19 protein-coding genes and 1 pseudogene are annotated in these 19,182 nt (G+C 69.3%); 7 read left to right on the top strand and 13 right to left on the bottom strand.

The window, feature by feature from the left end:
- Positions 1–76: 76 nt before the first annotated feature.
- Positions 77–727: an HAD family hydrolase gene (locus NA8_RS27895; RefSeq protein ID WP_063053317.1), complete on the top strand. Its 651-nt coding sequence runs from the start codon at positions 77–79 to the stop codon at positions 725–727.
- 20 nt (positions 728–747) lie between these two features.
- On the opposite strand, the gene NA8_RS27890 is transcribed toward NA8_RS27895, so the two are convergent.
- The gene (locus tag NA8_RS27890; protein WP_063053316.1) at positions 748–1,341 is read right to left on the bottom strand and encodes a TetR/AcrR family transcriptional regulator; all 594 of its coding nucleotides are present in this window, start codon (positions 1,339–1,341) and stop codon (positions 748–750) included.
- Positions 1,342–1,362: 21 nt separating this feature from the next.
- On the opposite strand from NA8_RS27890, the gene NA8_RS27885 reads away from it, so the two are divergent.
- Together NA8_RS27885 and NA8_RS35360 are read left to right on the top strand one after the other, a co-directional pair.
- Positions 1,363–1,728: a hypothetical protein gene (locus tag NA8_RS27885; protein ID WP_063053315.1), complete on the top strand. Its 366-nt coding sequence runs from the start codon at positions 1,363–1,365 to the stop codon at positions 1,726–1,728.
- A 244-nt stretch (positions 1,729–1,972) separates the two neighbouring features.
- Entirely contained in the window at positions 1,973–2,221 is a 249-nt protein-coding gene (locus tag NA8_RS35360; protein ID WP_245664034.1) for a hypothetical protein, read from the top strand.
- A 223-nt stretch (positions 2,222–2,444) separates the two neighbouring features.
- Here NA8_RS35360 and NA8_RS27875 read toward each other — a convergent pair whose 3' ends face one another.
- The 3 genes from NA8_RS27875 to NA8_RS27865 all read right to left on the bottom strand — a co-directional run bounded on the left by NA8_RS27875 (position 2,445) and on the right by NA8_RS27865 (position 4,553).
- Complete coding sequence (locus tag NA8_RS27875; protein WP_063053314.1) at positions 2,445–2,942, bottom strand: hypothetical protein; 498 nt, start codon at positions 2,940–2,942, stop codon at positions 2,445–2,447.
- A 133-nt stretch (positions 2,943–3,075) separates the two neighbouring features.
- On the bottom strand, positions 3,076–3,885 hold the full coding sequence (locus NA8_RS27870; protein WP_063053313.1) for an ABC transporter ATP-binding protein: 810 nt from the start codon (positions 3,883–3,885) through the stop codon (positions 3,076–3,078).
- Positions 3,882–4,553 (bottom strand): FadR/GntR family transcriptional regulator, encoded by a 672-nt coding sequence (locus NA8_RS27865; protein WP_063053312.1) that lies wholly within the window; start codon positions 4,551–4,553, stop codon positions 3,882–3,884. The genes NA8_RS27870 and NA8_RS27865 overlap by 4 nt, the downstream gene beginning before the upstream one ends.
- A gap of 257 nt (positions 4,554–4,810) precedes the next feature.
- On the opposite strand from NA8_RS27865, the gene NA8_RS27860 reads away from it, so the two are divergent.
- A complete protein-coding gene (locus NA8_RS27860) occupies positions 4,811–6,481 on the top strand; it encodes a 2-isopropylmalate synthase (RefSeq protein ID WP_063053311.1) in 1,671 nt (556 codons plus the stop codon).
- A gap of 63 nt (positions 6,482–6,544) precedes the next feature.
- On the opposite strand, the pseudogene NA8_RS35825 reads toward NA8_RS27860, so the two are convergent.
- From NA8_RS35825 to xylB, 3 genes and pseudogenes are all read right to left on the bottom strand, one after another.
- Positions 6,545–6,730: pseudogene (locus tag NA8_RS35825) on the bottom strand (nuclear transport factor 2 family protein); the annotation flags it as partial.
- 84 nt (positions 6,731–6,814) lie between these two features.
- Complete coding sequence (locus NA8_RS27855; protein WP_063053310.1) at positions 6,815–7,444, bottom strand: maleylpyruvate isomerase family mycothiol-dependent enzyme; 630 nt, start codon at positions 7,442–7,444, stop codon at positions 6,815–6,817.
- Positions 7,445–7,599: 155 nt separating this feature from the next.
- Entirely contained in the window at positions 7,600–9,006 is a 1,407-nt protein-coding gene (xylB, locus tag NA8_RS27850) for a xylulokinase (RefSeq protein ID WP_063053309.1), read from the bottom strand.
- 230 nt (positions 9,007–9,236) lie between these two features.
- Here xylB and NA8_RS27845 point away from each other — a divergent pair, with 230 nt between their 5' ends.
- Positions 9,237–9,728, top strand: coding sequence for a hypothetical protein (locus NA8_RS27845; protein ID WP_063053308.1), 492 nt, complete (start codon positions 9,237–9,239; stop codon positions 9,726–9,728).
- Here NA8_RS27845 and NA8_RS27840 read toward each other — a convergent pair.
- From NA8_RS27840 to NA8_RS27815, 6 genes are all read right to left on the bottom strand, one after another.
- A complete protein-coding gene (locus NA8_RS27840; protein ID WP_063053307.1) occupies positions 9,719–10,729 on the bottom strand; it encodes a glycoside hydrolase family 172 protein in 1,011 nt (336 codons plus the stop codon). The two genes, NA8_RS27845 and NA8_RS27840, sit on opposite strands and share 10 nt — an antisense overlap.
- Positions 10,726–11,184, bottom strand: a complete 459-nt coding sequence (locus NA8_RS27835; protein ID WP_063053343.1) for a thioredoxin family protein — start codon at positions 11,182–11,184, stop codon at positions 10,726–10,728. The genes NA8_RS27840 and NA8_RS27835 overlap by 4 nt, the downstream gene beginning before the upstream one ends.
- Before the next feature lie 56 nt (positions 11,185–11,240).
- Complete coding sequence (locus NA8_RS27830) at positions 11,241–12,722, bottom strand: FGGY-family carbohydrate kinase (RefSeq protein WP_063053306.1); 1,482 nt, start codon at positions 12,720–12,722, stop codon at positions 11,241–11,243.
- A gap of 2 nt (positions 12,723–12,724) precedes the next feature.
- The gene (locus NA8_RS27825; RefSeq protein ID WP_063053305.1) at positions 12,725–14,137 is read right to left on the bottom strand and encodes an L-fucose/L-arabinose isomerase family protein; all 1,413 of its coding nucleotides are present in this window, start codon (positions 14,135–14,137) and stop codon (positions 12,725–12,727) included.
- A gap of 119 nt (positions 14,138–14,256) precedes the next feature.
- Positions 14,257–15,135, bottom strand: coding sequence for a glycoside hydrolase family protein (locus tag NA8_RS27820; RefSeq protein WP_063053304.1), 879 nt, complete (start codon positions 15,133–15,135; stop codon positions 14,257–14,259).
- Between the two features lie 120 nt (positions 15,136–15,255).
- Complete coding sequence (locus NA8_RS27815; RefSeq protein WP_063053303.1) at positions 15,256–17,547, bottom strand: ATP-binding cassette domain-containing protein; 2,292 nt, start codon at positions 17,545–17,547, stop codon at positions 15,256–15,258.
- A 63-nt stretch (positions 17,548–17,610) separates the two neighbouring features.
- Here NA8_RS27815 and NA8_RS27810 point away from each other — a divergent pair, with 63 nt between their 5' ends.
- Both NA8_RS27810 and NA8_RS27805 read left to right on the top strand, forming a co-directional pair.
- Positions 17,611–18,579 (top strand): helix-turn-helix transcriptional regulator, encoded by a 969-nt coding sequence (locus tag NA8_RS27810; protein ID WP_063053302.1) that lies wholly within the window; start codon positions 17,611–17,613, stop codon positions 18,577–18,579.
- Between the two features lie 42 nt (positions 18,580–18,621).
- Complete coding sequence (locus tag NA8_RS27805) at positions 18,622–18,840, top strand: nuclear transport factor 2 family protein (RefSeq protein ID WP_063053301.1); 219 nt, start codon at positions 18,622–18,624, stop codon at positions 18,838–18,840.
- Positions 18,841–19,182: the final 342 nt, after the last annotated feature.

Below are 19,182 nucleotides of genomic sequence, written 5' to 3'. Positions count from 1 at the left end.
GGTTCCCCGCGGCCGGAGACGCGATCCGACCGCGCTCGATCTGTGACCGCTTCGGCTGGCGAAAGGCATTGTGCGCATGGGTATCACCGCGGTGGTGTTCGACATGGACGGCGTCCTGATCGACTCCGAGCCGGTCTGGGAGCTGGTGCGGCGCGGCTATGTCGCGGAGAAGGGCGGGCGGTGGCTGCCCGACACCCAGCAGCGGCTGATGGGGATGAGCACCGGTGAATGGTCGGCCTACCTGAGCGGTGAGCTGGGTGTGGGCGAGCCGCCGGAGACCGTAGCGCGGGAGGTCATCGAGCGGATGGCCGAGCGCTACGACGCGGGCGTGCCGGTGCTGCCGGGCGCGGTCGAGGCCGTGCAGCGGATCAGCGAGCACTGGCCGCTGGGGCTGGCCAGCTCCTCGCCACGCGCGCTCATCGACGCGGTGCTCGGCCGGACCGGTCTGATCGAGTACTTCTCCGTGACCTTCTCCACCGAGGAGGTCGACCGCGGCAAACCCGCGCCGGATGTGTACGTGACGGTCGCGACGTTCCTGCGTCAGCGGCCTGCCGACTGTGTGGCCGTTGAGGATTCGAGCAACGGCCTGCGCTCGGCCCATGCGGCGGGGATGCGGGTGATCGCGGCGCCACGCCCGGAATACCCGCCCGCCTCCGATGCGCTGGCCATGGCCGCCAAGGTGATCTCCGGCCTCGACGAACTCACTCCGGCGCTGATCACCGGCTGAGCCTGCTCCGACCGGGCTGGTCAGAGGCGGTAGGAGGTCAGCAGGGTGCGGGCGGCGGCGGTCAGGTCGTCCTCGAGCCATGCGGGCAGGGCCGCGGCGTGGGCGTGGCGGCGCAGCGCCGCGTAGGGGAGGTCCACGACCGCTCGCGAGACCGCGTCGATCTCGCGTTCGCCGACCCGGCCGAACACGCCCTCGGCGATCCGGCGCAGGTGCTCGATCAAGGGCGCGTTCATGGTGGCGAGGGTGGTGCGGAACTCGGCATCCGGCCCGCCGTCGAGAAGATCGCTGGGGCGCAACTCGAGCAGGAGCTTGGCGTCCTCGGGTAGTTCGCGCCCGAAACGCAGGGCGGCTCGCACCATCTCGACTCCCGCGTCCACCGGGTCCGGCCGGGCGGCGGCGGCGAGGGTGCCGTCCTGGAAGCGGCGCAGCGCCCGCAGCCACGCGGCGGCGAGCACGCCGTTGCGGTTGCCGAAGCGGTGATACAACGTGCCGACCGGGGCTCCGCTGGCTTCGGCGATGGCCGACACGCTGGCCGCGCGAGGTCCCTCGGCGAGCACCAGGGTGCGCGCTGCGTCGAGGATCACGTCGGTGTCGTGCTTGCGGGGTGGCGCCATGTACTAGTACGGTCCTTCTATATGGAGCGTTTGTCCTATATAGATGAGCATGCCAGATCGGTCGAGGCGAATCGCGACCGGGCGTGGAAAGCGGTGCTGAAAGTCGTGTGTCACGACTCGCACGAGCCGTCGCCGCCGACAGGGTTCGTTGTCGATTCCGTCGCGCAACCGCATCGTCTGGCGCTGCGCGGACAGCACTGGTTCTCGAAGTACGCGCTGATCTTCGAATTGGACGAGGAGGGACCGAGCCGGACCCGCGTCCGCGCCCGCAGTTACGGCGACTTTCCCGGTCTGCACGGCCGGATCTACCGTGCGCTGGTGATAGGGTCGGGCGGTCACCGCCTGGTGGTGCGTCAGATGTTGCGCCGGATCGCGGCGACGGCATGATCCCCGGGACGGTGTGGGGCGCCACCGAGGCCGAGCGCGAAGCGCCCCTGCCGTGCGACGACCGGCTACCCGGAGGCTTCCGGGCCGACCGGGCGGTCAGCGTCGACGCGCCGCCCGCGCTCGTCTACGCCTGGCTGTGCCAGCTGCGGATCGCTCCCTACAGCTACGACCTGCTGGACAATGTCGGCAGACGCAGTCCGCGCCTGCGCGACCCGGCGCTCACCTGGCGGTGGGGCAGCGGTTCATGTCCCTGTTCGAACTCGTCTCCTTCGTCCCGGGCGAGCACATCACTCTGGTCGCGGGCAAGGTGTGCGTCACCTACGCAGTGCGTCCCGAAGGGGAAGGAACCCGGCTCCTGGTTCGGATCCGCTGTAGCGCACCGAAATTCGTCGCGGTAGCGCTGGCCCTCGGCGACCTGCTCATGATGCGCAAGCAACTGCTGACGCTGAAGGAACTCGCCGAAGCCGAACACCGCACCGCCTCGACGGCCTAGTTCTCGTCGCCCGCGCACTCCGCGCTCAGCGGTGGCTCAGGCCGATCGACCTGCTGATCTCCGCCCTGACGGTGGGCGCCGTGATGACGCTGGTCATCGCAACGCCGTCGCCACGATTCGCACCGCCGCAGTCATCGGCTCCTTCCGCCTACGCCGCTGACCGGCAACGACGGTGGTCGCCGGGTCGGAGCTCGTCCACGCGAGCGCCGAGCGGCGATAGCGCTCAGGGGAGGCGTTCGACCAGGTCGAACTTTCGTTGTTCGAAGCCCTTCGGCACAGTGTCGCGCACCGAGATCAGGGCGTGTGCCCAGGAGCCGGGGAGAGTGTGGTCGCCCACCGTGCGGCCGGGGTCCGGTGTGGGGTCGGCGGTGAGCAAAGGCAACGGGTGGATGCGGTGCCGGGCCTCGTTCTCCAGCACTGTCGCTTTGTCCACGAAGATCCGCATGTCGTGATTGAGCAGGTACCGGCCGACCGCCCCATGTTCCGGGGGTAGCAGGGCGGCGACCGAACCGACTGTGTGATAGAGGGTTTCGATCTTCGGCGACCGTGGCGCACTCCGTCCCGCCCAGGTGACCCTGGCCGGTTCGGCGAGCAGTCGCTCGATTCCTTGGACCAGGTGGTTGCCGATCCTTGCGTGTTCGATGAGCCTGGCACCCAAGTCCACATAGCCGAGCACGCGGTGGTCGTCGGTGCGGAGTACCGCTCGATACAGCTGCCACACGTAGCCGTATTCCCTTCGGTGGTAGACGATTTCGTTGCATGCTCACACGCGATTGCGGTGTGGCGATTACAGCGGCGTTACCACCGTGGTGCGGCCGGACGGCCTTGTCTGGACGGGTGAGTCGTCTATGGGGCTAGCGCGACGGCCATGCGGTGGGTTTGCGTGCCGCCCGCGCGGTCCAGCGGCCGTCGTCGTGGCGGACTTCCACCGGGTGCGCGAACGCCGCGGTGACGTTCTCGGTGGTGATAGTCCGCAAGGCCGGACCCGACGCGACGGCGTGACCGTCGGCGATGAGCAGCGCGTGGGTCGTCGTGCGGGGAAGTTCCTCCAGGTGGTGGGTGACCAGGATGGAGGCGACGTCGGGGTGTGTCCGGTCCAGGGTGTCGAGGGTGTCCAGGAGTTGTTCGCGGGCGGCGACATCCAATCCGGTGGACGGTTCGTCGAACAGCAGCAGCCGCGGCTGCGCGATCAGCGCTCGGGCGATGAGCGTGCGGCCGCGCTCACCCTGGCTCAGCGTGGGCCAGAGCTCGTCCGCCTTTCCGGTCAGTCCGACCGTGTCGATCATCGTGTCGGCCCGGTCGCGCTGGTCGGGTGTCGGGGTCCAGCGCATGGGGGTGTCGATGGTCGCGGTCAAGCCGGTCAGCACGACCTCGCGGATGGTCAGCGCGGAGCGCAGCGGGTGGCGCGGGTTCACCTGACCGATGCCCCGGCGCAGCCGTTGAAGTTCGACGCGGCCGAGTTCCGCGCCGAGTACCCGCACCGACCCCGAGGTGGGGAAGGTGACCGCGCCGCAGAAGCCCAGCAGCGTGCTCTTGCCCGCGCCGTTCGGTCCCAGCAGGGCCCAGCGTTCGCCCGCGCGCACGGTCAGCGAGATCCCGTTGATTATCTTCTTGCCGTCGCGGCGGAAGGTCACATCGGTCAGTTCGAGCACCGGTTCGGTCACGTGAAAGCCTCTTTCAAGGTAGTCAGGTGGGCGCGGCTGTACTCAGCGGCGGCGGCGGGATCGCGGGCGGCGATCGCGTCGGCGAGCCTTTCGTGCGCGGCGTGATCGGCCGGCTCCGACGGAACCGGGCGGATCTTCAGCATGTCGATCATCGCCAGGCGCAGCCGCGGCAGGAAGCTGTCGAACAACTGGGTCAGCACGTCGTTGTGGGCGGCCACGAGCACCGCCCGGTGGAACGCCATATCGGCATCGACGTGCTCGGCCACCGGCTGGCCGTGCGCCTCGCGCGCGGCCAGCGTACGGCGAATGGCCCGCAGGTCGGCGGGGGTCCGCCGCTGGGCGGCCAGGGCGGCGGCCTCGGCCTCGATGGCGATGCGCGCTTCGATCACCGAGGCGATGGTGGCACGGCGCAGCACCGTGTCCCACTCCTCGGTCGCATGCAGAGCGATCACGAAGACGCCCGCACCCTGGCGGCTGTCCAGCACGCCTTTCCCGGCAAGTTCGCGAATGGCCTCCCGCAGCGTCGAGCGCCCGACGCCGAGTTGTGCGGCCAGCGTGGTCTCACCGGGCAGGCGGTGACCCAGCGGCCATTCGCCCGCTTGGATGCGGGCGAGCAGCAGTTCGGCCGTCTGCGCGGCCAGCGGATGACGCCGTACCTGCGAGATCATCGTTACCTCTCTACTTGTCTGAGGAGTCGTGTACAGTCTAGCCATCATGCGCACCATGCTTCTGCTTAGCCGCCACGGCGGGGCCTGAACGACCGACCGCCCGCCGTGGGGCGTCGTCGTGGCCGGTCAACCTCTCGTCGTGACGGCCGCAACGGCCAGGAAGCAGACCCATGACCAGCGCTTTCCCGACCATAGATACCCCCTCGGGCGACATACCGGATCAGGCCCCGGCGTGGAATCGCCAGCGGCACTCCCGAATGCCCTCGCACCGCTACCGCGACATCTACCAGCGCGTAGAGGTCCCGATCACCCGGCGGCAGTGGCCCGACGCGAGGATCACCCGAGCCCCGCTGTGGGTGCCCGTCGACCTGCGCGACGGCAACCAGGCACTCGCCGAGCCGATGGACCCGGCGCGCAAGCGCCGCTTCTTCGAACTCCTGATCGCCATGGGCTACAAGGAGATCGAGGTCGGCTACCCGTCGGCGTCGCAGACCGACTTCGACTTCGTCCGGCTCATCGCCGAGGACGACCTGGCGCCCGAGGACGTCACCATCGTCGTCTTCACCCCCGCCCGCCGCGATCTCATCGAGCGCACCGTCGCCTCGATCCGCGGCATCCCCAACGACGTGGTGATCCACCTGTACACCGCCACCGCTCCCGCTTGGCGTGACGTCGTGCTCGGCAAGGACCGTGCCGCGCTGCGCGAGCTGATCCTCGACGGCGGCCGCGCCGTGCTGGACTGCGCCGGGGACCTGCCGAACGTCCGGTTCGAATTCTCACCCGAAGTGTTCAACTTGACCGAGCCCGACTATGTGCTCGACATCTGCGACCGGATGACGACCTTGTGGGACGCCACCGTGCGCAGGCCCGTCATCCTTAACCTGCCCGCCACCGTCGAGGTCGCTACCCCTAACGTGTACGCCGACCAGATCGAGTACATGCATCGCAATCTGGCCCGCCGCGACAGCGTCATCCTGTCGGTGCACCCACACAACGATCGCGGTACCGGCGTGGCGTGCGCCGAGCTGGCGGTACTCGCGGGCGCGCAACGCGTCGAGGGCTGCGTGTTCGGCAACGGCGAGCGCACCGGCAATGTCGACATCGCCACGCTGGCGCTGAACCTGCACGCGCAAGGCGTCGATCCGATGATCGACTTCTCCGACCTCGATGAGATCCGGCGCACCGTCGAATACTGCACGCGTATGCCGATTCACGAACGCCACCCGTACGTCGGCGACCTGGTGCACACCGCGTTCTCCGGCACCCATCAGGACGCGATCAAGAAGGGAATGGCCGAGCATCGCGCCCGCTCCGCCGCGACGGGCATCGCGGAGCGCGCCCTCGACTGGCACGTGCCCTATCTGCCCATCGATCCCGCCGACCTCGGCCGCAGCTACGACGCGGTGATCCGGGTCAATTCGCAGTCCGGTAAGGGCGGCATCGCCTACCTGCTGCACACCGACTACGGCATGGACCTGCCGCGGCGCCTGCAGATCGATTTCGCCCGGCGCGTCCAAGCGCTCGCCGACGACACCGGTGCCGAGATCACCGCCGCCGAACTGCGCGATCTGTTCGAGGCGAGCTATTTCGACGATCCGTCGTGGCTGGCCCTGAAAGACTGGTGCACCAGCGACGACGAGACGAGCACCGAGATCACGCTGACCGTCGACGGTGCCACCCACCGCACACGGCGTCCGGGCGATCCGCTCGCGGTGCTGGCCGAGGCGCTGGCCGACGCCGGATGCCCGATCGAGGTACTGGGTCTGACCCAGCAGTCGATCGGCACAGACGACGCCGGATCCGCTCTCGCCTACCTGGAATACCGCAGCGGCGAACACACCGGATGGTCCTGCGGCCGAGCCGAATCCGCCGTGGCGGCGGCACTGGCCGCGCTCGTACGCGCCGCCGGACGCTCGGCACGACGATGATCGTCTGACACGGTCGGTCCAGCGCTGGTGAACCGGTTGCACGACGTCCCAGTGCTGGACGATCTTCCCGTCGACCATGCGCCAGATGTCGACAACCGCCTGGTCGGGCTCCGTGTCGTCGGGCAGGATCATGCGGTAGTGCATGACCACGTACTCGTCGTCGGCGATCACCCGCGCGAGTTCCAGCGTGGACCCTGTCACGGGCGCCTGTGCGATGAACTCGAGGAAAGCATCCTTACCGGAGGGGTTTCCGGGGCTGTGCTCGAGGGACGACGAAACGGCTTCCTACCTACGCGCACTGGCCGCACCCGGCCGGTGAGCACGGTGGTGGGATCATCCGGGCACGCTGAACCGCTCGGCGGGTTCGCCCCGCAGGTATCCGGCGGGCAGCGTGCGCCCGCACAACACGAGCAGCAGGTCCTGGGCGCGGCCCGACAGCACCGTGCCCGAGCCGTAGCGGAAGTCCAGGTCGTCGGCGCGCAGTTCGATGCCGCCGAGTTTGGCGCCGAACAGCTTGGCGGTCCTGGGCTCGATCGTGTCCAAGACCATGCGCATCCGGTCCTCGGGCACCCGGCGGTCCAGCCCCAGCGCCACGGTGATGTCCAGCCCGTGGATCACATCGTGGCTCAACGCGTTGGAAAGCCCGCCGCCCGGCGGCCGCCAGGGGTGATCGACGTTGTCCCACAGCGATTTCAGCAGGTCCGCCGTGCTGAGCGTGGCGGCGTCCACCCGGGCGGTGCGGTCGGCCATGCGGTTGAAGTTGCCGAACGCCGCGAGCATCCCCAGCGTGAATCGCGCGTTCGACAGGCGATAGGGCATGGTGATGTGCGCGACTACTTCGCGTACCCGCCAGCCCACACACAGGGTCGGCGCATCCCAGCTCGCGGCATCCAGCCCGGCCAAGAGCTCGGCGAGTTCCGTCCGTTCGGCCGTCACCGCCCTTCGCACCTGGGTCTCGGTCATTCGTCCACCTCTCTTCGACGAGGGTGATCAAACCCCTCACGCCGTCGAGGCGCCACCCGGCGCGGAAAATCGGCGGCCCGAGAAGGGGGGCACGTGGGGTTCCCGGATCGAGGGCAGGCGAGTCCGCCGGACTGGTTTCGCGATGAAGACCGAGGTCAGCCGTAGAGGGCCCGGCGCGCCCGCCGGTACTCGGCGCGGATCTCTCGCCCGGTCGCGGCGTCGGCCGGCGCCGGAATCTCCGCGGCCGAGCGCGCCGGCCAGGACGGCGGCAGGGATGCGCCGCTCAGCGCCCATGCCGCTTGCCGGGCCGCGCCGAGCGCGACGTACTCGGCCGGTTCCGGGATCGTCACTGTGACGCCGAAGACCTGCGCGGCGATCTGCGCGATCAGTCGTGAGCGCGCGCCGCCGCCGATGAGCAGCACGCGCCGCGGCGTCACCCCGATGCCGGTGAGATGGTCGAGCGCGTCGGCGAGATGGCACAGCACACCCTCGAAAGCGGCACGGGCCACCGTGGCGGGGCGCATGGCTTCCGGACGTAAACCGTGCAGGCTGCCCGCGGCGTGCGGAAGGTTGGGTGTGCGTTCACCGGCGAGATACGGCAGCAGGACCACGCCGTCCGCGCCCGCCGGCGCCCGCGCGGCGAGCGATTCGAGCGTGGGAAGGTCCACGCCGAGCAGATCGGCGGTCGAGGTCAGCACGCGCGCGGCGTTGAGCGTGCAGACCAACGGCAGGAATGCGCCGGTGGCGTCCGCGAAGCCGGCGACAGCGCCGTCGCCGTCGGCCGCGGGACGGCCCGCGCGAGCGAAGACCGTCCCACTGGTGCCGAGCGAGACCACCACCTCGCCTTCGGTGATGCTCAGCCCCAGCGCCGCCCCGGCGTTGTCGCCCGTTCCGGCGGCGACGAGTGTGCCCGACGGCGTCCGTCCGGCGGACTCGTCGGGGCCGAGCACTCGGGGAAGGGCCGGGCTACGCCCGCGCAAGGCCAGGGCGAGCAGATCTTCCCGATACCTGCCGAAGGCGGGGGACCAGTACCCGGTGCCGGATGCGTCGCCCCGGTCGGTGGTCGGCTCGGGAACGCGCCGTCCTCCGCCGCCGCGCAGCCGCCAGGTCAAGTAGTCGTGGGGCAGCAGGACCTGCGCGGTGCGGTCGGCGAGTTCCGGCTCGTGGTCGGCCAGCCAGCGCAGCTTGGCGACGGTCAAGGCCGCCACCGGCACGCTGCCCACCGCGTCGGCCCAGGCTTGCGGACCGCCGAGGTCGGCGATCAATTGCCCCACCGCGCCGGCGGAGCGAACGTCGTTCCACAGCAACGCGTCCCGCACCGCAACGCCCGCGGTGTCCAAGGCGACCAAGCCGTGCTGCTGCCCCGCGACAGCGATCGCGTCGACATGATCGAGCAATCCCGCGCCCGCCGCGCGCAGCGCGTCCCACCAGGCGGCCGGGGCGACCTCGGTCCCTTCCGGGTGCGGGGCTTTCCCGCGCCCGAGAATCTCGCCGCTGTCCGCGTCGCACACGACGACCTTGCACGACTGGGTGGAACTGTCGACTCCAGCGACCGTCGTCATCCGGTCCGGTCCGATCGAAGCCCGGCATCGCCGCCGCAGCAGCCGCGGCGAGGCGGACGCGGGTGAGTCGAGCAGGCTTCGGACGCGGCCGGTCGTTCTCCGATGACGCACCCGCCGCAGGCGAACCGCCCGATCGTCTCGCGCACTCCCATACCGACCACCTTGCACCCGATCCGTCCTGCACCGGCGCATTTCGGGTATTCGGCCGTCGTATCGGGCAGACTGTCGCGGTGAGCATCGACCCCACCGACGTGCGCATCCGCACGGGAGACGGGACGCACCTGCCGGAATTGACCGAGGACGCGCTCGGCGACCTGCTCGACGAACCGGCCGGGCCGGAACACGCGATCCTCGAACTCAGCCGCGCCGACCAGCACGAGATCCGCGCCAAGTTGCTGCCCGACGGCGTCTACGAGCTGGAGCATCGGGCCGGTTCGGCGACGGAGTCCTTCCAGATGTACACCTCCGACCCGGTGCTGGTCCGTGATGTGCTGTGGTCTTGGCTGTCCGACGATCCGTGGTGGCACGACTCCGTCGCGTGGTTCCCGATCGATCCGGCGATCGCGGAACTGCGCGCCGTGCAGGACGAACTCACCGGCTTGCTCGACGGCCTGACCGTGATGGACGATCTCACCGCGGGCATGGACGCGGCGCTGGCACGCGCCGACGAACTGCTGGCGCCGGACTTCCCCTCGAATCCGGACGACCCCGATCAGGCCTGATACCACCACGCGGTGGTCGCCACCTCGGCGTTCTCCAACGGAAGATAGGTCTGCGCGTCCTGCCATCCGAGGGCCTGCACGGTGACGCGCAGTTCGCGTTCGAAACAGATCGGGTCGCGCACGTGCCAGCGGTACATGCCGAACCGCTGATCGGGTCGATAGATCTGCTCCGGCGGCAGCACTTGGTGCAGGCCGAGATACGGCGTGGAATACGTCCGATACATCCCGTCGAGGTCGAAGTTCCAGGCGCCGCCGAAATAGTCCTCGGTGCCGGTTCCGCAAATCGTGGGATGCTCGGCGTCCCCGTCGAGGAAGAACTTGACTTCGCCCTCGCCCCACCATCCCGGCGCGCCCGGGCGGATGGCGAGGTAGGTGCCGACGTAGCGGCCGGGCCCGGGCACTGTGTCGAGAATCGTGTGCACGGCCGGACTGCCCAAGCCGGTCGTCCGCGTCCACCGCGTGTGCAGATACCCCGCGTCGTCCGGCACGTCCTCTTCGGTGAAGGTCGCCTGGTAGTACACCGGCACCTCGCGGCCGCAACGATTCTCCAGCGTGATGCGCGCTCGGTGCCGGAACGGCATGGGCCAGTAGCTGTTCAGGCCGCCCGCGGGCGCGACCACCACCATCTCCGAACTCAGCAGGGCCGTCTCGCCCCATCCGTTGCAGAAAAAGTCACCGAGCGGCGCCTCGATCGCGGGCCGCGGCGCGTCGTCCCAGGTCATCCGCAGTATCAGTCCGCGCAGGACGGAACGTTCGGTGGTCAGCCAGAAATGCCGGAACACGCCGGGGCCGGAAACGTCCGCCAGCGTGGCGGTCTCCCCGTGGGCGAGCGCGATCGAAGGCGAGATCTTCCAGCCCGGGCCCAGCAGCCGCGCCGCGTGTGCTCCGGTGCCGTCGGTCGCCCGCGCGCCCGCGCCGGGTGCTCCCGTCGGGTTCTCGGCGCTGACCGACCGCGTTCGCGTGCCGTCCAGCCGCCACAGTTCCCCGCCCGGCGCGGTCACAATCCCGGCCACCCGTCTCGGGGCGTGGTCGGCGCGAGTCCGGCCCTGCGCGCGGAGCCCGACCCGCCGGCCGCGGCCGGTTGCTCGGCGTCGGCTCGCTGGGCGAGTTCCCAGCGGCCCCGATCCATGTCGCGCCACAGAATCTGCTGCACCAGATCTTCCAGTGCGTCCGGTTCTCGAACGCCCGCCGCGGAGTAGACCAGCACGCCGTCCCGGAACGCCCTCGACGTCGGATACGGGGTCACCCGCCCGGTGGCGGTCGAGACTGCCTCCGCTTCGGGATCGACCTTGCCGTGCACGATCCGCGGATGCCGCTGCGCGGACGACTCGTACACCGGAGCGAAATGCCGGCACGGCCCGGGCCCGCACCATCCGGCCCACCGATCTACCAGCACGATGGAATGTGATGCGACGACGGAGCCGAAATCGTCCTGGGCCGGAGTAATCGTGGGCATGAAATCCTCGTATCGTTCCGCGCACCGACTCCGCATCGGCGCCCGGGCATCCGCGTTCAAGAGGACGCGCCCGCACGGCGCTGTTCGGCCGCGAGGAAATGCGCGATATCCGTTGTGCGATCGTACAGATCCCGGTAGTGCCGGTAGTACTCCTCGTATTTCGCGACGCGTTCGGGACGTGGCAGCACGGTGTCGACGACCGGATTCCACGCGGAGGTCTCGACTCCGGCGGCCTCGGCGGCGAGCAGAGCGTCACCGAGGCTCGCGCCGACGGTCTCGGCGGGCAGCTGCTGGGGCAGCCCGGTGACATCGGAGACGATCCGGGTCCAGAGCCCGCCTTTGGTGCCACCGCCCACCGCGACCAAGCGCGCCGCCCGCCCGCCGGCTTCGGTCATGGCCTCGAGATTGTGCCGCACGCCGTACGCGATGCCCTCCAGTACCGCGCGGTAGAGCTCGGCCCGTCCGTGCCCGAGGGTGAGTCCCGCGACGATGCCACGCGCGTCCGGGTCGAACAGGGGAGTGCGTTCCCCGGCGAAATAGGGCAGCGCCAGCAGCCCTCTGCTGCCCGCCGGCACGTCCGCGGCCGCGGCGACCAGGTCGGCGAACTCGCCGCCTACGAGTTTGCGCAGCCAGTCGGTGACCGCGCCGGAGGTGGCCATACCCGCGGCGAGGGTGTACGTGTCCGGCCAGGTGCCGCAGGTGCCCCAGAGGCCGGGATGCGGACGAGGGTCGATGAGCACCTGCACCAGGAACATCGTGGTGCCGTACATGATCATCGCGTCGCCCGGAGCGCGGACGCCGACGCTGGCCGCCTCGGCCCAGGCGTCGATGGTTCCGGTGGTGACCGGTAGCCCGGCCGGTAGGCCCGTGGCGGCGGCCGCGTCCGCGCTCACTGAGCCCACGATCTCGGTGGGCCAGGCCAGCTCCGGCAGCGTCCAGCCCGGCACGATCCGCTCGGCCCAGTCCGTCGCCCATGCGCGTTCGCGCAGGTCGTACAGCGGTACACACTGACTGGCCGATTGGTGGTCCAGAACGTACCGGCCGGTGAGCCGGTACACCAGGTAAGAGCTCGCCATCAGCAGCAGCTCGGTGCGTGCCGCGACGTCCGGCTCGTGCCGGGCCAGCCACCGCGCCTTCGGGCCGACGGCCTGGCTGGTCAGTGGCGATCCGGCGCGGTCGAGCACGGCCCGCGCGCCGAATTCCTCGTTCAGCTCGTGGATCTCGGCCCAGGCCCTGGTGTCGACACCGTAGAGGATGGCCGGGCGCAGCGGCCTGCCCCGGGCGTCGGCGGGCAGCAGGCACGGGCCGATGCCGGATACCGCGAGACCGTCGAGCGTGGCGCCGTCGGCCGCCGCCACCAGCTCGCGGGCGAGTGCGACGAAGTCGGCCCACCACACCGTCTCCGCGTCGTGCTCGACCCATCCGGGGCGCGGCATGGAAACCTCGTGCGCCCGCTCGGCCCTGGCGAGAATCGTGCCGCGGGCATCGGTGAGCACGCCTTTGGAACTCGCGGTCCCGATGTCGATGCCGAGGAACATCGTCACCGCGTGAACTCGTCCACCGTGACGTCGAGCAACTCGCACGTCGCGCGGACGGCCGCCCGGTGGTCGCCGGGCACGGCGTGGATGTGGTTGGCGCCGAAGCGGTTCAGGAAGTCCTCGGCGCGCGCGTCCAGCCGGGCGAACGCGTGCGGCCACTCCCAGGTCGACTGCTTCATCAGCGCCTCGTTGGTCTGCTGGTCGTAGTGCTCGAACTCGCCGAGCATCAACTGCATGCGGTAGTCGCCGTCGAGACGGGTGAGCCGTGCGAGGGTCATCCGGCCCGGCGCGGCCAGATGGTGCACCGAGGCGCCGCCGGCGGGAAAGAAGAACACCTCCGGATACAAGTGCACCCTCGCCAGGTTCTCGGCGGGATCGGCGCTGCGCGCGGCGAACCAGGTGGCGTGCTGGCCGGAATTGCAGAGGTCCCAGATGTCGCGATCGGCGTGATAGTGCCGGACGTCGGCGAACAGTACCGGGGTGCCCGCGATCCGCTTGAGCAGCTGCATGGTGAGCGCACCGTCCATGTCCGCCTCGGTGGCGCAGACGTGCGGTTCCTTCGGGCCGTTCCAGTCGTAGGGATCGTTGAGGAACGCCTCGGTGACGTCCATGGTGGCGAAATACTGGGTGAGTTCGGGCTGCCCCTTGATTCCCGAGAAGTCCAGCCGCCATTCGGCGATCAATTCGCGTACCGCCAGATAGGAGCGGATCTGGCGCTCCAATAGTTGCGGGGTGAGCTTCGCCCCGTCGTAGTGCACGCCCGCGGTGTGCCGCTCCAGCCACTCGCGTGCGGCCCGAGCCTCGCCCGCGTCGGCCAGTTCGGCGCGCCGCACGATCTCCCACTGATCGATTTCCTCGACGTCGATGCCGAACTGCCGCTGCCACTGGTCGGTATTGGCGACCGCGGTGTTCATGCCCATCGGCCGCCCGCCGAAGCGCCCGAATGTCGAACCGCGCAAGCCCGATACGGCGGCCGCGGCCCGTGCGCGCACGCCGATGGCCTCGACGAGTTCGGGATCGGACGGATCACCCCACAGCCTGCTGTGCCTGCGTCCGATCTGATCCAGTGCGCCGCCCGCGGCGAGCATGCCCACCATCCCGGGCTGCACCGGGTCGATATTCGACAGCAACAGCAGCGGCCCGGGGATGGCGCCCGCCGCCAGCATGGTGAAATGCGGGAACGCCCAGACGGCGTAGTGCAGGACGGTCAGATCGACGCCCGCCGCCGCGACCGTGCGCGCCACCGAACTCGCCAGCGCGCTGTCGCTGATCGGCGCCGCGCCGCGGACCACATCGTGTCCCGCAGCCGCCAGCGCGGCCACCAGCCGATCCTCGGTGGAGGCGATGAAATCGGCGATGCCCGCATGCACATAGTCGCGGCCATCGGAAACACTGATAACGCCGATACGGGCCATGCCGGTCCCTCCCGTAGGTGGGGTGATCGGAGAGTTCGACTCGATCAACAGATACCAGCCGCGACCGAGTCCGGAGACCCTTTCGCCGAATTCGCGCTCGGCCCTGTGCTTCGGACCGCTTAGCGCGGAACCGTTTTGACCACGCGCGACTGCGGAAAGTCGAGCGGCGCCAGATGAACGCCGCCGCGGCCCCAGCCCGCACTGGTGATCCACCAGCGGCCGTCCGCGCCGATCACTTCGGCGGCGTGCGCGGCGATGTGGCCGACCTTGTCTCCGATGCGGAAGCGGAAAGGACTGTCACTGCGGAAGACGTCGGTGCCGACGTAATGCGGGCGCGGGCCGATGAACAGGTACCACCATCCGTCGTGCCGCAGGACGTAAGGCGATTCGGTGTTGCCCGCCTCGGTGCCTTTGGTCGGGTCCGTGTACGCGATGTGGCGCTCACCCCAGTGCACGAGGTCGGTACTGGTGCGATAGGCGACGACATGGTGGCCTCCCGTCGGGGCGCTGGTCGCGCAGTAGTACATCACCCATTGGTCGCCCACGCGCACAACCATCGGGTCGCGAGCGTCGTATCCGTCGCGGAACAGCGGGCCTGCGGGCGATCGGGTCCATCGGAAGAGATCGCGGGAGGTCGCCAGGTTCATCGCCGCGGCGGTGCGGTCGGCTCCGCCCGCCGCGTAGAACATGTAGTACCGCTCGTCGGCGCCGACCACGTAAGGCGCCCACAAATGCGTTTCGCCATAGGTCCGATCCACCAGCAACGCACGGTCGTGCTTGGTCCACGGTCCGTGCAGCCGGTCTGCGGTGGCGTGGGCGAACTCGGTCTCGTCGAACGGGTCGGCGGGCTCCGGGTGGGTGATGCCGAAAAGGTGCCAGCGCCCGGCGTCGTCGCGGACGATCGTGTGATCGTTGATGTACCAGTCTTCCGATTCGCCGACGGCCGGGTCGTAGATCCGCGCGAAAGTTCCCGCCCGGACCACCTCCCGTGTCGTCATAGGTTCATGATGCCGCCGCGGTAGATGTCCCTGTGCGGTATCGGTCCGATGGAACTCGGCTGCTCGATGCTTCGGCAGCCGCGATCCTTGCGATGGCGCTACGACTTTCCTGCCGGGCCGTCACGCGCGGGCGCCGACGGTGCGCCGCAGGTAATCCGCGGTCAGCGAGCGTTCGTCCGCCAGGAGGGCCGCCGGAGTCCCGGCGAAAACTATTTCACCGCCGTGCTTTCCGCCGTCCGGTCCGAGATCGATCACCCAGTCGGCCCGGGCGACGACGTCGAGATCGTGTTCGATGACGATCACCGTGTTGCCCGCGTCGACCAGCCGGTCCAGCAGCCCGACCAGCGTGTCGACGTCGGCCATGTGCAGTCCGGTGGTCGGCTCGTCCAGCACATAGATGCCGGCTCCGGTACGCCGCTGGAGATGATCGGCCAGCTTGACGCGCTGGCGCTCGCCGCCGGAGAGCGACGAGAGCGCGCGACCGAGGGTGAGATAGCCGAGACCGACGTCGAGCAGCGCCCGCAACGGCGTGTGAACGCGCCGGTCTGCGTCTTCGGCCCAGAACTCCAGCGCCTCTTCGGCGGGCATCTCCAGAACATCGGCGATCGACGCCCCGCGAATCTCGTAGGCGAGCGCTTCCGGGCGATACCTGCGTCCGTGGCAGGCCCGGCACACCGTGGTGACCGGATCCATGTACGCGAGATCGGTGAAGATCACCCCCGCGCCATCGCATTCGCCGCAGGCGCCGTCGGAGTTGAAGCTGAACAAGCCCGGCCGCACACCGTGCCGCTTGGCGAAAAGCTGACGTAGCGGGTCCATGATGCCGAGATAGGTGGCCGGGCTGGAACGCCGGGAGGCGGCGATCGCGGCTTGGTCCACCGCGATGACCTGCGGATGCGCGGCGACGAACGCACCCGAAACCAGCGTGCTCTTCCCGGAACCCGCCACGCCGGTCACCGCCGTCAGCACGCCCGTCGGAAACCGCGCCGTGAGGCTCTTCAGGTTGTAGGCGTCGGCATCGGTGACGGTCAGCCATCCCGTCGGCTCGCGGACGTCGTCCTTCACCCGCCGCGCCCGGCGCAATCCCGCACCGGTCGCCGTCGGCGCGTTTCGGAGCTGATCGACCGTGCCCTGGAACACGACCTGCCCGCCGCGCGACCCGGCGCCCGGTCCCATGTCGACCACCTGGTCGGCGACGGCGATGACGTCGGGGGAGTGCTCCACCACCAGGACGGTGTTCCCCTTGTCGCGTAGCCGGCTCAGCAGAGTGTTCAGCCGCCCCACGTCGCGCGGATGCATGCCGACGCTGGGCTCGTCGAAGATATAGGTCATACCGGTGAGGCTGGAGCCCAGATGCCGGACCACCTTCAGGCGCTGCGCCTCGCCGCCGGACAGGGTCGCGGTTTCCCGATCGAGCGACAGGTAGCCGAGCCCGACCTCCTCGATCCGGCGCAACCGCCCGATGGCGGCCTGCGCGATCGGTCGAGCCACCGGATCGTCCAGCCCCGCGAGCACCTCGATGAGATCGGTGATCTCCAGCCTGCCGTAGTCGGCGATGCCGAGCCCATCGATCCGGCTCGCCAGCGCGGCGGCGTTGAGCCGGGCGCCCCCGCAGTCCGGGCAGATCTCCTCGGTGACCACGGCGCGGGCGGCCGCGCGATTCTTGTCCGACAGCGCGGTGAGATCGCGCTTGATGTAGAGGCGGTCGAACCGCTCCAGCAGACCCTCGTAGGCATTGTTCCCCGCCGATCCGTTCCGGTTCTTGCGCGGCACCCGGAACCCCTTGCCGTGCAGGAACAACTGCCACTCTTCCGTAGTGAAGTCCTGCAGTGGCTTGTCCGGGTCGAAGAGTCCCGACTCGGCGTAGAGCTGCCATTGGAAGGTTCCGACCGCGAACGGGCCGAAGGTGATGGCTCCCTCGTTCAGCGACTTGCCGGTATCGATGAGCTTGCCCAGATCCGGGCGCACCACATGGCCCAGACCGCCGCACGCAGGGCACATGCCCAGCGGGTCGTTGAACGAATAGCGCGTCGCCTCGCCTGCACTCGGCACGCTGTGCCGGGAGAATAGCACGCGGATGATCGACTGGATATCCGTCATGGTCCCCACCGTGGAACGGGAATTGCCGCCGATCGGCTTCTGATCGACGACGACGGCGGGCGCGAGATTGTCGATCGCGTCCGCCTCCGGCCGCTCGTACTTGGGCAGCCGGTTGCGAATGAACCAGGTGAAGGTCTCGTTGAGCTGCCGCTGCGATTCGACCGCCACGGTCGCGAAGACGATCGACGACTTACCCGAACCGGAGACGCCGGTGAAGACCACGATCTTGCCCTTGGGGATCGTCAGCGACACGTCGCGCAGGTTGTTCTCCCGGGCCCCGACAATCCTGATGGTGTCTCGATGAGCATGCACGAGCCCCACGCTAGGAGCCGATGAGGTCAGGTTCTGTCCTCCTTCCCGGCCATACTGGAACCCGTGACCCAGACCGCCGCGCGCCTGCTCCAGCTGCTGTCGCTGCTGCAGACCCGCCGCGAATGGAGCGGTCCGGAACTGGCCGCGCGGCTCGGGGTCACCGTGCGGACGGTGCGCCGTGATGTGGAGCGTCTGCGCGAGCTGGAATATCCCGTGGTCGCCTGCCTCGGCGCGATAGGCGGATACCGCCTGGAAGCGGGCGCCGCGCTGCCGCCGCTGCTGCTCGACGACGAGGAGGCGGTCGCGATCACCCTCGGGCTGCGTGGCGCGGCGCAGGGCGCGATCGCGGGTATCGAGGAATCGGCTGCCCGCGCTCTGGTGAAACTGCAGCAGGTGCTGCCGTCGCGACTGCGCCGCCGGGTCGACGCGATAGACACCACTACCGTCTCGCTCGGCGGGCCCCCGGCCGGTCCGATGGTCGATCCGGAGGTGCTCGTCGCCTTGGCGGGCGCCGCGCGCGACGGCGAACGGATCCGCTTCCGCTACCGGGACAAGGCCGACGCGGAAACCAGCCGCCTCACCGAACCGCACAGTCTGGTCTCCGCCGGTCGCCGCTGGTACTTGGTCGCGTGGGACGTCGATCGCGCGGATTGGCGCACCTTCCGGGTGGATCGGCTGACGTCTCCGCAGCCCACCGGAATACGGTGCGCGGCCCGAGCACTGCCCGCCGAGGACGCGGCGACCTTCGTCACCAGCCAATTGGCCCGCACCAGGCCCGTCCGCCGAGTGGTCCTGCGCGTGCACGCGGGCGCCGAGACCCTCGCCGACGCGTTCCGCGTGCGTGCGGAGGAGATCGAACCGCTGGATGCGCACACCTGCCTCCTGCGCACCTCGGCGGATTCCCTGGAGTGGACCGCACTGCGCATCGCGCACCTGGACCTGGACTTCGAGGTCGTCGAACCCGCCGAGATGAGAGATCTCCTCGCCGGCCTCGGCGCGAAATTGCTTCGTGCGGCTGCCATCCCGGAATGAGTCGAAGCACGCGGCGTCGTCGCCCTCCGCGAAGCGGCGCTCGTGCTCGGCGACGCGAATCCGGTCGGGCACCACGTCACCAATGTCCTCATCACCCAGAACGACGCGGGCGTCGCCGTGGTGCGATCGAAGGGAATCGGCATCAACGCCGACGGCGGTTGCGGGAGCGTGACGTACGAAGACGTCGTGGTGCGTGAATCCGCCGGATGGAGGATCTCCTATCGCAAGGTCGTGCCGCGCCGAGCTCCATTGGGCGGCTGAACGGGGATGGCTGTACGAGCAATCGAAACGATCTTGTCGTGGCCTGAATCACATTTGTGTCATTCCGCCCGGCGTGCGCCCCCCGGCGCATCTCTGACCTGCGAAAAGGCGCGCTGGACAGGCGATTTGACGTAGCGTTTTCCGCCGCGTAACTTTATCCAAGTCAGAGCGACACGGACACCGACCCGGAGCCGAGAAGCGAGGCGGAGACGCCGAGCGGATGGACCGGGAAACGAGGTAGGACGAGGAGCGCCTGGCGATCACATGGCTCGAACGGGAGCCCGATTTTGATCGGGTGAACGAATGAGCTAAGCTTGAAAAGTTGCCTCACTGAAGTTCCGA

Source organism: Nocardia arthritidis NBRC 100137, from assembly GCF_001612765.1.
GTDB classification, from domain to species: domain Bacteria; phylum Actinomycetota; class Actinomycetes; order Mycobacteriales; family Mycobacteriaceae; genus Nocardia; species Nocardia arthritidis.
Note: the sequence above shows the minus strand (reverse complement) of the source record. Positions and strands in the feature narration are given on the sequence as shown.

Excerpts from the sequence above, each read along its gene's own strand:
- NA8_RS27895 (WP_063053317.1), top strand. The coding sequence starts at position 77 with ATGGGTATCACCGCGGTGGTGTTCGACATGGACGGCGTCCTGATCGAC.
- NA8_RS27890 (WP_063053316.1), bottom strand. The coding sequence starts at position 1,341 with ATGGCGCCACCCCGCAAGCACGACACCGACGTGATCCTCGACGCAGCG.
- NA8_RS27885 (WP_063053315.1), top strand. The coding sequence starts at position 1,363 with ATGGAGCGTTTGTCCTATATAGATGAGCATGCCAGATCGGTCGAGGCG.
- NA8_RS35360 (WP_245664034.1), top strand. The coding sequence starts at position 1,973 with ATGTCCCTGTTCGAACTCGTCTCCTTCGTCCCGGGCGAGCACATCACT.
- NA8_RS27865 (WP_063053312.1), bottom strand. The coding sequence starts at position 4,553 with ATGATCTCGCAGGTACGGCGTCATCCGCTGGCCGCGCAGACGGCCGAA.
- NA8_RS27860 (WP_063053311.1), top strand. The coding sequence starts at position 4,811 with ATGCCCTCGCACCGCTACCGCGACATCTACCAGCGCGTAGAGGTCCCG.
- NA8_RS27855 (WP_063053310.1), bottom strand. The coding sequence starts at position 7,444 with ATGACCGAGACCCAGGTGCGAAGGGCGGTGACGGCCGAACGGACGGAA.
- xylB (WP_063053309.1), bottom strand. The coding sequence starts at position 9,006 with ATGACGACGGTCGCTGGAGTCGACAGTTCCACCCAGTCGTGCAAGGTC.
- NA8_RS27835 (WP_063053343.1), bottom strand. The coding sequence starts at position 11,184 with ATGCCCACGATTACTCCGGCCCAGGACGATTTCGGCTCCGTCGTCGCA.
- NA8_RS27830 (WP_063053306.1), bottom strand. The coding sequence starts at position 12,722 with ATGTTCCTCGGCATCGACATCGGGACCGCGAGTTCCAAAGGCGTGCTC.
- NA8_RS27825 (WP_063053305.1), bottom strand. The coding sequence starts at position 14,137 with ATGGCCCGTATCGGCGTTATCAGTGTTTCCGATGGCCGCGACTATGTG.
- NA8_RS27820 (WP_063053304.1), bottom strand. The coding sequence starts at position 15,135 with ATGACGACACGGGAGGTGGTCCGGGCGGGAACTTTCGCGCGGATCTAC.